11 protein-coding genes and 1 pseudogene are annotated in these 10,838 nt (G+C 67.9%); 9 read left to right on the top strand and 3 right to left on the bottom strand.

Going from position 1 to position 10,838, the window contains the following annotated elements; all coding sequences use genetic code 11:
• From Q0082_RS12630 to tpiA, 3 genes and pseudogenes are all read right to left on the bottom strand, one after another.
• A pseudogene (locus Q0082_RS12630) lies at positions 1 to 227 on the bottom strand (CTP synthetase); the annotation flags it as partial.
• A gap of 172 nt (positions 228 to 399) precedes the next feature.
• Positions 400 to 828 carry a preprotein translocase subunit SecG gene (gene secG, locus Q0082_RS12635; RefSeq protein ID WP_298193155.1) on the bottom strand — a complete coding sequence of 143 codons (429 nt, stop codon included), beginning with the start codon at positions 826 to 828 and terminating at the stop codon, positions 400 to 402.
• A gap of 102 nt (positions 829 to 930) precedes the next feature.
• On the bottom strand, positions 931 to 1,695 hold the full coding sequence (gene tpiA, locus Q0082_RS12640; protein ID WP_298193158.1) for a triose-phosphate isomerase: 765 nt from the start codon (positions 1,693 to 1,695) through the stop codon (positions 931 to 933).
• A gap of 216 nt (positions 1,696 to 1,911) precedes the next feature.
• On the opposite strand from tpiA, the gene Q0082_RS12645 reads away from it, so the two are divergent.
• From Q0082_RS12645 to Q0082_RS12685, 9 genes are all read left to right on the top strand, one after another.
• Entirely contained in the window at positions 1,912 to 3,852 is a 1,941-nt protein-coding gene (locus tag Q0082_RS12645) for a peptidylprolyl isomerase (protein ID WP_298193160.1), read from the top strand.
• A 37-nt stretch (positions 3,853 to 3,889) separates the two neighbouring features.
• Positions 3,890 to 5,407, top strand: coding sequence for a chorismate-binding protein (locus tag Q0082_RS12650; RefSeq protein ID WP_298193178.1), 1,518 nt, complete (start codon positions 3,890 to 3,892; stop codon positions 5,405 to 5,407).
• Between the two features lie 11 nt (positions 5,408 to 5,418).
• Entirely contained in the window at positions 5,419 to 6,015 is a 597-nt protein-coding gene (locus Q0082_RS12655; protein ID WP_298193164.1) for an aminodeoxychorismate/anthranilate synthase component II, read from the top strand.
• Positions 6,012 to 7,007, top strand: a complete 996-nt coding sequence (gene trpD / locus Q0082_RS12660) for an anthranilate phosphoribosyltransferase (protein ID WP_298193166.1) — start codon at positions 6,012 to 6,014, stop codon at positions 7,005 to 7,007. The genes Q0082_RS12655 and trpD overlap by 4 nt, the downstream gene beginning before the upstream one ends.
• Positions 7,004 to 7,792, top strand: coding sequence for an indole-3-glycerol phosphate synthase TrpC (gene trpC, locus Q0082_RS12665; protein ID WP_298193168.1), 789 nt, complete (start codon positions 7,004 to 7,006; stop codon positions 7,790 to 7,792). Before trpD ends, trpC begins: the two co-directional genes overlap by 4 nt.
• Positions 7,785 to 8,168 (top strand): reverse transcriptase-like protein, encoded by a 384-nt coding sequence (locus Q0082_RS12670; protein ID WP_298193170.1) that lies wholly within the window; start codon positions 7,785 to 7,787, stop codon positions 8,166 to 8,168. The genes trpC and Q0082_RS12670 overlap by 8 nt, the downstream gene beginning before the upstream one ends.
• Positions 8,169 to 8,176: 8 nt before the next feature.
• Positions 8,177 to 8,869, top strand: a complete 693-nt coding sequence (locus tag Q0082_RS12675; protein WP_298193179.1) for an aspartate/glutamate racemase family protein — start codon at positions 8,177 to 8,179, stop codon at positions 8,867 to 8,869.
• A 172-nt stretch (positions 8,870 to 9,041) separates the two neighbouring features.
• The gene (gene moaC, locus Q0082_RS12680; protein ID WP_298193173.1) at positions 9,042 to 9,512 is read left to right on the top strand and encodes a cyclic pyranopterin monophosphate synthase MoaC; all 471 of its coding nucleotides are present in this window, start codon (positions 9,042 to 9,044) and stop codon (positions 9,510 to 9,512) included.
• On the top strand, positions 9,509 to 10,717 hold the full coding sequence (locus tag Q0082_RS12685) for a molybdopterin molybdotransferase MoeA (protein ID WP_298193176.1): 1,209 nt from the start codon (positions 9,509 to 9,511) through the stop codon (positions 10,715 to 10,717). The genes moaC and Q0082_RS12685 overlap by 4 nt, the downstream gene beginning before the upstream one ends.
• Positions 10,718 to 10,838: the final 121 nt, after the last annotated feature.

A 10,838-nucleotide genomic window follows, 5' to 3' on the forward strand; every position in this document is an offset into this window, starting at 1 on the left:
TCGTAGTGGCCAAGGTCGAGGTCGGTCTCCGCGCCGTCGTCGGTCACGAAGACTTCGCCGTGCTGATAGGGGCTCATCGTGCCCGGATCGACGTTGAGATAGGGGTCGAACTTGCGGATTCGCACCCGGAAGCCACGCGCCTGCAGAAGCGCCGCGAGGCTCGCCGCCATGAGGCCTTTGCCAAGCGAGGAAACCACGCCGCCGGTGATGAAAATGAACCGCGCCATGGGAGGTGGGCCTTACCGTCATAAGCTCCGGATGCGCAAGCGGTCACCACCGGATTCCGGCTGGCAATCCACAGACGCAAACGGGCGGGCAAAAAACAAACAGACGTTCCCGGCCGCCGTCAGGCGGGCAGGAACATCGCAGCAATGATGCCGGAAATCCGGCGTTTGTGCCTTATTGCTTGGCGCCGCCGGCCAGCGGATCGGCCTTGGCCGGCGCGCTCTTGGCGGGCGCCGCCGGAGCCGGCGATGCCGGCGCAGGCTGCGCCTCGGCCGGGCCAGCCGCCGGAAGCCCTTGCGCGGGTGCCAGCGGATCGGGCGCGGGCACGGCGGGAGCGGTGCGCTGGAGTGAGGTGTCGATCTCGCGGCTCGAGGTGGTGCCCACAGCCAGCGCCGCCAGCACGATGCTTAGGCCGACGAAGAGCGTGGCCAGCACGGTCGTCGCGCGGGTCAGGAAATCGGCCGCGCCGCGTGCCGACATGAAGCCCGCCGGGCTGCCGCCAACGCCGAGGCCGCCGCCTTCCGACTTCTGGATAAGGATCACACCGACAAGGGCGGCTGCCACCAGCGCCTGGACGACGGTAAGGAAAATGAAGAGAGACATTGCTGTTCGCCTGAAGAGAATGCGCCGCATCTAGGGCGCAAGCCCCCCGCGCGCAAGGGCGCAGGAGATCTCGCAGCCTCTGCCGATCGAACCGTAGCCCGTTCAGCCTTCCGGCTGCGAAGCCGCCGCCACGATCGGCAGGAACGCATCGGCGGTGAGGCTCGCGCCGCCCACCAGCGCGCCGCCGACGCCGGGCGCGGCCAGCAGCGCAGCCGCGTTCTCGCCATTGACCGAACCGCCGTAGAGAATGCGGATCTTGCCCGCTTCCTCGCCGAAGATCGCGGCAAGGCGCGCGCGCACGGCGGCGTGCATGGCGATCACATCGTCCACCGCGGCGACGCGGCCCGTGCCGATCGCCCAGACGGGCTCGTAGGCTACGGCCAGCCGTCCAGCTGCCACCGCCGTGCTTTCGCTTGCTGGAACCGAACCCTCGATCTGCCGCGAAACCACCGCCTCGGCCTTGCCCGCGTCGCGCTCCTCAAGCGTTTCGCCAACGCAGACGATCACGCCGAGGCCCGCCGCCAGCGCCGCTTCGGCCTTGGCACGGACCAGCGCATCATCCTCGCCGTGATCGCGGCGGCGCTCGCTGTGGCCGAGAATCACGAAGTCCGCGCCGATGTCCGCGAGCATCGCGGCGGAAACATCACCGGTGTGCGCGCCTTTCGCCGCAGTGTGGCAATCTTGCCCGCCCACGCCGATCGCGCTGACTGCCTCGCGCAAGGGGCCGAGGAACGGGAATGGCGGCGCCAGCGCGATTTCCACATCGGGGTAGCGCTGCCCGGCGCGGTCGATCGCCCGCGCTTCGGCGAGCATGACGCGGCTGCCGTTCATCTTCCAGTTGCCGACAATGTAGGGACGCTGGCTCATAGGACCTGACACTCGATCACTGGGTGATTCCTCCTCATGCCCGGGCCGCTATCAAACCCCGGCAGGGTTTGCAAAGCGCGGGACATGCAATCTTGGTGTTAAACGTCCGTCAGGCGCTCACCCTTGGCCAGCGCAGACCATTGCGGGAATTCGCTTTGCCCCCTAATGCGCCCCAAGGATACACTCCGCTACCATAACAGCTAACGACAGGCCCCGATGCTCGGCTTCATCCGTTCCATGACCAAGTCCCGTATCGGCGTCGCTTTCGCGCTGGTGTTCCTCGGGCTCATCGCGCTCTCGTTTGCAGGTGCGGATATCTCCGGTGCCAAGTTCGGCGGGGCGACCAATGCCGACCGCGCGGTGACCGTGGGATCGGCGCATATCGGCACGGTCGATGTGCAGAAGGCCATGAGCAACGCGCTCGAGAATGCGCGGGCTGAAAGCCCGACCGTCACGATGAAGGACTTCGTCGCGCAAGGCGCGCTCGAACAGGTCGTCGACAGCCTGGTCGATCGGGCCGCGCTGATGGAATGGGCGCGTCAGAGCGCGGTCGGCATGGGTGTCAGCAACCGCCTGATCGACAGCGAGATCGCCAAGATGCCCGCGTTCCAGGGCGCAGACGGCAAGTTCAGCCAGGCCGCCTACAAGTCGCTGCTCGGCCAGCGCGGGATCTCCGATGCCCTGCTGCGCGACGATGTCGCCAAGGGCCTCATGGCGCGGCAGGTGCTGATCCCGGCAGGGATCGGCGCGTCGATGCCGCAAAGCATCGCCATGCGCTACGCGGCGGTGCTCAGGGAAACGCGCGAGGGCGCAGTGCAGTTGATCCCCTCTTCCGCCTTTGCGCCCAAGACGGCGCCGTCGGATGCCGATATCGCCGCGTTCTACAAGACCAACGGCGCGCGCTACCAGCGCCCCGAGCGCCGCACGATCCGCTATGCGATCTTCGACGAAAGCGCGATCAGGAACTTGCCCGCGCCCAGCGAGGCCGAAGTGGCGGCGCGCTACAAGCTCAATGCCGCCACCTATGCGCCGACCGAAACGCGCGCCTTCACCCAGGTGATCGTGCCGACCGAGCCCGCCGCCAAGGCACTCGCCGCCGAAATCGCCGGTGGCAAGTCGATCGAGGCCGCCGCGGCCGCCAAGGGGCTTTCGGCCAGCAAGATCCCGGCGGTCACCCGCACCAAGCTCGAAAGCGAAGCCTCCTCCGCCGTGGCCGCAGCCGTGTTCGCGGCAGCCAAGGGCACGATCGCGCAGCCGGCCAAGGGCACGCTCGGCTGGCACGTGATCCGGATCGACAGCGTGATCCAGAATGCCGGCAAGTCGCTCGATCAGGCGCGCGGCGAGATTCTTGCCGCCATCGCGGCCGAGAAGCGCAAGACCGCACTTGCCGATCTTTCGGCGAAGTTCGACGATGCCTTCGGCAGCGGCACCGGCCTTGCCGACGTGGCCAAGAGCGCGGGTCTCACCGTGATCACCACCGATCCGCTCGAAGCCAGCGGCGCGGTCCCCGGCCGCCCGGACATCAAGCCGAACGCCGATGTCACCCCGCTGCTCCCGGCCGCCTTCGGCATGGAGCGCGAGGGCGAGCCGCAGGTCGCCGAACTCAAGGCGGGCGAACGCTATGTCATCTTCGATGTCGGCCAGATCACGCCGGCCGCTCCGCCACCGCTCGCTGAAGTGAAGGACAAGGTCGTTGCCGACCTTCAGACCTCGCGCGGCTATGGCGCCGCCAAGGCCGCGACCGACAAGCTGATGGCCGCGCTCGCAAAGAAGGTCCCGCTTGCCGAGGCACTCAAGACGCTCGGCGTCGCGGTGCCGCCCGCACAGACTGTCACCATGCCGCGTGAGCAGCTCAACGCGATGCAACCCAAGATCCCCGCCACGCTCCAGCTGATGTTCGAGATGGCGCAGGGCACCGCGAAGAAGCTCGAAGCGCCGCAGCAGGCCGGCTTCCTCGTCGTCGTCCTCAACAAGGTCACCCCCGGCGAAGTGAAGGCCAATGATCCCTTCCTCGCCCGCGCCCGGGTCGAACTTGGCCAGCTCACCGGCCGCGAATACGTTGACCAGCTGCGCATGGCCGTGCGCGAAGCCGTCGGCGTGAAGCGCAACGAGCCGGCCATCGCGGCGCTGCGCACGCAGCTCATCGGCGGCCAGTAAGGCCGTGGCGGCGGCTCCGGACACGCAGGATGCAGGCATCGCTGGTCTGCTCCCCGATGGCGGCGCCTCCGCGCGCGCCGCACTCGCAGCCGGGCGTCCCGCGCTCGTCTGGCGCAAGCTGATTGCCGATACCGAAACGCCGGTCGGCGCCGCGCTCAAGCTCATGGCGGAAGGCCGGGGCGATTTCCTGCTGGAATCGGTCGAAGGCGGCGAAGTGCGCGGACGCTACAGCCTGCTGGGGCTCGATCCCGATCTGGTCTTCCGCGCCGAAGGTGCGTCGGCCGAAATCAACCGCCAGTGGCAGACCGACCGCGGGGCGTTCGCCCCGCTTGCCGAACCCGCGCTCGCCGCGCTGCGCGCGCTGGTCGGCGAATGCCGCATCGACGTGCCCGAGGGCCTGCCCAAGTCGCTCGCTTGCCTCGTCGGCTATTTCGGCTACGAAACCATCGGCCTCGTCGAAAAGCTCCCCCGCGCGCCTGCCAGCGCGCTCGAATTGCCCGACATGCTGTTCGTGCGCCCCAGCGTGGTCCTCGTGTTCGACCGCCTTTCGGACGAACTGATCGCTGTCGCCCCCGTATGGCCGGGCAGCGGCGCGCCTGAACGCCTCGTCGCCGCCGCAGCCGATCGCATCGACGCCGCGCTTGCCCGCCTTGCCGATCCCGTCCCCGCCGACCCGCGCCTCGACGCAGCAGAGCCCGGCGAGCGTACCGCCGTCATGGCGCCGGAGGACTATGCTCGCATGGTCCTGCGCGCGAAGGAGTACATCGAGGCGGGCGACATCTTCCAGGTCGTGCTCGCCCAGCGCTTCACCGTGCCCTTCCCGCTGCCGCCCGCCGCGCTCTATCGTTCGCTGCGCCGGATCAACCCCTCGCCGTTCCTCTACTTCCTCGATCTCCCCGGCTTTGCCCTCATCGGCTCGAGCCCCGAGATCCTCGTGCGCATCCGCGACGGCGAGGTGACCATCCGCCCCATCGCCGGCACCCGTCCGCGCGGCCATACCGAAGCAGAAGACCGCGCCAACGCGCAGAGCCTCCTCGCCGATCCCAAGGAACGCGCCGAGCACCTCATGCTGCTCGATCTCGGCCGCAACGATGTCGGCCGCGTCGCCGCCGCCGGCACGGTCAAGGTGACGGAAAGCTACACGATCGAGCGCTACAGCCATGTCATGCACATCGTCTCGAACGTGGTCGGCAAGCTCGATACGAGCCGCGCCGACAGCGTGGACGCGCTCTTCGCAGGCTTCCCTGCCGGCACCGTCAGCGGTGCCCCCAAGGTCCGCGCCTGCGAAGTGATCGCAGAACTCGAACCCGAAACGCGCGGCGCCTATGCCGGCGGCGTCGGCTATTTCGCGCCGGACGGCTCGGTCGATAGCTGCATCGTCCTGCGCACCGGCGTGCTCAAGGACGGCGTCCTCCACGTCCAGGCCGGCGCCGGTATTGTGGCGGATAGCAACCCCGAATACGAACAGCGCGAATGCGAAGCCAAGTCCGGCGCGCTCTTCGCCGCCGCCCGCGAGGCCTTGCGCGTCGCGTCCGAACCCCGCTTCGGCCAGTAAGGCACTCCCAAATGATCCTCGTCATCGACAACTACGACAGCTTCACCTGGAACCTCGTCCACTACCTAATGGAGATGGGCGCGAAGGTTGAGGTCGTGCGCAACGATGCAATGTCCGCCGGGCAGGCGATCTCCACCGGCGCGCAGGGGTTCCTGATTTCGCCCGGCCCCTGCACGCCCAATGAAGCGGGGATCAGCCTCGATCTCGTCGGCGCCGCTGCGGACGCCGGCGTGCCGCTGCTCGGCGTGTGCCTCGGCCATCAGTCGATCGGCCAGTATTTCGGCGGCCAGGTCGTGCGCGGCGGGCTGATGCATGGCAAGACGTCGCCCGTCACGCATGACGGCACCGGCCTGTTCGCAGGCCTCCCCTCGCCCTTCACTGCCACGCGCTACCACAGCCTCGTGGTCGAGAACGTGCCCGAGAGCCTCGTCATCAACGCGACGTCTGACGACGGCCACGCCATGGGCTTCCGCCACACCTCGCTCCCGATCCACGGCGTGCAGTTCCACCCCGAATCGATCGCGACCGAGCATGGCCACGCGCTGCTCGCCAACTTCCTGAAGATGTGCGGCATCGCCGCGAAGATGCCCACCCACCTCGCGGCATGACCAAGCTTCCCGAAGTCACTGATACGCCTTTCGAGGAAGCGGAGGCCGAAGCCGCGTTCGCCGCGATGCTCGATGGCGTCGTGGCGGACGAGACCATCGCCCCCTTCCTCGTCGCGCTTGCCGAACGCGGCGAAACCGCGAGCGAAATCGCTGGCGCCGCCCGCGCCATGCGCGCCCGGATGATCCCGATCAGCGCCCCAGAGGGCGCCATCGACGTGTGCGGCACCGGCGGTGATGGCCACTACACGCTCAACGTCTCGACCGCCGTTAGCCTCGTCGTCGCGGCCTGCGGCGTCCCTGTCGCCAAGCACGGCAACCGCGCCGCCAGCAGCAAGGCAGGTGCAGCGGATACCCTGGAAGCCCTCGGCCTCAATCTTGAGCGCGCCGCAGAAACTGCCGAACTCACCCTCGGCGATCTTGGCATCTGCTTCCTCTTCGCCCAGCGCCACCATCCGGCGCTGGCCCGCATCGCACCAATCCGCAAGGCGCTCGGCCGCCGCACGATCTTCAATCTGATGGGCCCGCTCGCCAACCCGGCAGGCGTCCGGCGCCAGCTCGTCGGCATCGCACGCCCGGCCTATGTACCGATCTATGCCGAAGCGATCCGCCGCCTCGGCACCGAACACAGCCTCGTCATCTCGGGCGATGAAGGTCTCGACGAACTGAGCCTCGCTGGCGGCAATGAACTCGCCGAAGTGAAGGACGGCAACGTCCTGATGCGCCGGGTATCCGCTGCCGATGCCGGTCTCCCCGGCGCCCCCGTCGACGCCCTGCGCGGTGGCGATCCCGCCTACAACGCGGCCGCCCTGCGCGCGCTCCTGCAAGGCGAGCACGGCCCCTATCGCGACGCTGTCCTCCTCAATGCCGCCGCTGCCCTGATCGTCGCGGGCGAGGCTGCCGATTGGCACGAAGGGGTAGAGGAAGCAGCCGAAGCCATCGACAAAGGGCTTGCCAATGCCCTGCTCAACTGCTGGATCGCGGCCCTCAAATGACCGACACACTCACGAAAATTTGCGACACCAAGCGCGAGGAAGTCGCCGCCCGAAAGGCCGCGTCCACCCTCGCCGATCTCGCCGCTCGTGCCAGCGAGCAAACCGCCCCGCGCGGCTTCGAAGCGGCCCTGCGCCAGCGCGCCGAAACCGGGTTCGCGCTCATCGCCGAAATCAAGAAGGCAAGCCCCTCCAAGGGCCTGATCCGCGCCGATTTCGATCCCCCGGCGCATGCCCGCGCCTATGAGGCGGGCGGCGCCGCCTGCCTCTCGATCCTGACGGACGCGCCCTATTTTCAGGGCCATGAGGACTACCTCGTCGCCGCCCGTGCCGCCTGCGCCCTGCCGGTGCTGCGCAAGGACTTCATGGTCGATCCGTGGCAGTGCGCCGAAGCGCGCGCCATCGGGGCCGATGCCATCCTCATCATCGTTGCCGCATTGGATCATGGGCAGATGGCCGAGATCGAGGCCGCCGCGCGCGAACATGGCATGGACGTCCTCGTCGAAGTCCACAACGAGGCCGAGATGGAGCGCGCAGCCCGTCTCCAGTCACGCCTCATCGGTGTCAACAACCGCGATCTCAAGCGCTTCGTCACCGATCTCGGCACCACTGCGCGCCTCGCCCCGCTGGCGCCCGAAGGCGCGTTCCTTGTGGCGGAAAGCGGCATCAACAGTCATGCAGACGTGCTCTCGCTGGCAGCTTCCGGCGCCAAGGCCTTCCTTGTCGGCGAAAGTCTGATGCGCCACGCTGACGTGACCGCCGCCACACGCTCGCTGCTCGGTGCCTGATCACCCGCTCAAGCTGTTCTTCGATGGCGGCTGCCGTCCCAACCCCGGATGCATGGAAACCGCCGTCGCGGCGCGCGGGCGCATCTGGCACCGTCCGGCCATCGGCCACGGCACCAACGACGAAGCAGAATGGCAGGCCTTGCTCGATGCGCTTGATGTCGCGCGCGAACTGGGCGCGCAGGATATCGTGCTTCTTGGCGATTCCGCGATGGTCGTCGCGCAGGCCAGCGGTACGCTGAGGCCACGCGCCGCGTTCGCGCCGTTCCACGCTCGCTACCTGGCAAAAACCGCCAGCTTCGCCCGCGTCCGCATCCGCCGGATCAAGCGCGCGCAGAACCTTGCCGGCATCGCTCTTGCTGGGACATGGCCCCGATGAAAACGTGCTTGAAGACCTTGGGACTGATCGGCGGCATGAGCTGGGAAAGCTCTGCCGAATACTACCGCATGATCAACGAGGGCGTGCGCGCCGCGCTTGGTCCGAAGGCCTCGGCGCGGCTCGTCCTGTGGTCGTTCGATTTTGCCGAGATCGCCGCGCTGCAGGCGGCGGGAAACTGGCGGGCCCTTGATGCCCTGATGGTCGATGCCGCCCGCCGGCTCGAAGCGGCTGGTGCCGAAGCCCTCGTCATCTGCACCAACACGATGCACAAGTGCGTGCCGGAAATCGAAGCGGCAAGCACCCTCCCGCTGCTCCATATTGCCGATCCCACCGCCGCGGCGCTCAAGGCAGATGGCCACACTACAGTTGCCCTCCTCGGCACCGCGTTCACCATGGAACAGGCCTTCTACCGCGCGCGCCTCGAAGAACGGCACGGTCTTGAAGTCCTGATCCCGGAAGCCGAGGACCGCGCCGAGGTCCACCGCGTGATCTATGAGGAACTCGTCGCCGGGCGCATCGAACCCGCCTCCCGCGAAGCTTATCGCGGCGTAATCGCCAGGCTTGTCGCGCGCGGGGCCACCGCAGTGATCCTCGGCTGCACCGAAATCATGCTGCTTGTCGGCCCCGAGGACAGCGCAGTGCCGCTCTACGACACAACCCGCCTCCATGCCGAAGCCGCCACCCGGCTGGCGCTTGGCTGAGGCCGGGCTATCAGCATTGCCATCTGTCCTACTGCCGATCCTTGTGGCATCACCCAGCCATGAAACCGCGCATTTCCTTGGCTCTGAAGATGCTTGAAGCACCTGCATACCCCGCTCACGAGTTTTCACTCAGGACTGTGTCAACTGTGTCAACCTGTTGGATTTTGGACGCATGAGCGAGCTGACCCACCTCGATTCGCAAGGCCGTGCCCGCATGGTCGATGTCGGCGGCAAGGCTCAGACCCAGCGCGTCGCCGTCGCACTTGGGCGGATCCGAATGAACGCCGCCACACTCGCCGCCCTGCGTGATGGCACCACGCCCAAGGGCGATGTCCTCGCCGTCGCCCGGATCGCCGGGATCATGGCCGCAAAACGCACGGCGGAGCTCATCCCCCTCTGCCACCCGCTCGCGCTCGATGCCGTAAGCGTCGAATTCGCGTTTGTGGAAGACGGCGTCGAAGCCCGCGCGACCGCATCGCTCACCGGGCGCACCGGGGTCGAAATGGAAGCGCTCACCGCAGTCTCGGTGGCACTCCTCACCATCTACGACATGGCCAAGGCGATCGACAAAGGCATGGTGCTCGGCGAAATTCGCCTGATCGAGAAGCGCGGCGGCAAGTCCGGCGATTGGCGCGCGCCTTGACCGAGCAGACACCTGCGCGGCCCAACCCGCCGCTCCCGCTCGAGGAAGCCCAGCGCCGCCTTATGGCGATCGCCCCGGTGCTGCCGATCGAGCACCGCGCGACGGCCGATTGCCTCGGCTTCCATCTCGCGGAGCCGCTGACCGCGCTGCGCACCCAGCCCGCCGCCGATGTCTCCGCTATGGACGGCTATGCCTTGCGCGCCGCCGATCTGCCCGGCCCCTGGCGCGTGATCGGCGAAAGCGCAGCCGGTCGGCCTTTCGGCGGCGTAGTCGGCCCCGGCGAGGCCGCGCGCATCAGCACCGGCGCGCTTGTCCCCGCCGGTGCAGACATGGTCCTGATCCAGGAAGACGCAACGCGCGAGGGTGACAGCGTCACGCTCACCGGCACTCCGCCCGAGCCGCCGCACCGCCACATCCGCCCCGCCGGGATGGATTTCCGGCGCGGCGATGTGCTCATGGCATCCGGCACGAAGATCGGTGCCGCGCAAATCGCGCTCGCGCTTACCGCCGGCCACGCCCACCTGCCCGTCCGCCGCCAGCTCCACCTCGCAGTCATCGATGGCGGCGATGAACTCGCTGCCCCCGGCGCGGACCTTGCCGACCATCAGCTTCCCGCCAGCAACAGCGCGATGCTTGCCGCTCTGGCCACCCAGCCCGCAGTGCGGATCACCCGGATCGGCCCGGTGCCGGACCGGCTCGAAGCGCTGAAGGCCGCGTTCGATGCCGCGCGCGATGCTGACGTCATCGTCACCAGCGGCGGCGCTTCGGTGGGCGATCACGATCTCGTCCGCCCGGCCCTCGCCGAACTCGGCGCAGAGCTCGCATTCTGGCGCGTTGCGATCAAACCGGGCAAGCCGTTGCTCGTCGCCCGGCGCGGTGCGCAAATCATCCTTGGCCTGCCGGGCAACCCAGCAGCCGCCTTCGTCACCGGCTTCCTGTTTCTCCTCCCCGTCATCCGCGCCGCGCTGGGTGCGGCAAGCCCGATGCCGCGTCCCATCCCTGCCGCCCTGCGCGAAGCGATGCCGGCGGGCGGCAGCCGCATGGAGTTCCTGCGTGCAGTGTGGGAGGCCGGCGAAGTTTCGCTTGATGGCCTGCAGGACAGCGGCGCGCTCTCCTCGCTCGCGCGTGCCAACGCCCTCGTCGTGCGACCAGCGAACGAACCCGAAACACCAGCAGGGCAGTTTGTTCCTGTATACCTGCTGTAAAAGCACGGAATTGCTTGACGGCTAATATTTCGTTGCTTATTCGTTCCGCATTCGTTCACTAGATGGGAGTGCGCACGGATGCTCACGCGCAAGCAGCATGAACTGCTGACCTTCATTCAGA

Origin of the sequence: Novosphingobium sp., from assembly GCF_027489515.1 — a bacterium.
Classification (GTDB): domain Bacteria; phylum Pseudomonadota; class Alphaproteobacteria; order Sphingomonadales; family Sphingomonadaceae; genus Novosphingobium.

Bases quoted from the DNA above. Each gene is read 5' to 3' on its own strand.
- trpC (WP_298193168.1), top strand. From the start codon at position 7,004: ATGACCGACACACTCACGAAAATTTGCGACACCAAGCGCGAGGAAGTC.
- tpiA (WP_298193158.1), bottom strand. From the start codon at position 1,695: ATGAGCCAGCGTCCCTACATTGTCGGCAACTGGAAGATGAACGGCAGC.
- trpD (WP_298193166.1), top strand. From the start codon at position 6,012: ATGACCAAGCTTCCCGAAGTCACTGATACGCCTTTCGAGGAAGCGGAG.
- Q0082_RS12645 (WP_298193160.1), top strand. From the start codon at position 1,912: ATGCTCGGCTTCATCCGTTCCATGACCAAGTCCCGTATCGGCGTCGCT.
- moaC (WP_298193173.1), top strand. From the start codon at position 9,042: ATGAGCGAGCTGACCCACCTCGATTCGCAAGGCCGTGCCCGCATGGTC.
- Q0082_RS12655 (WP_298193164.1), top strand. From the start codon at position 5,419: ATGATCCTCGTCATCGACAACTACGACAGCTTCACCTGGAACCTCGTC.
- secG (WP_298193155.1), bottom strand. From the start codon at position 828: ATGTCTCTCTTCATTTTCCTTACCGTCGTCCAGGCGCTGGTGGCAGCC.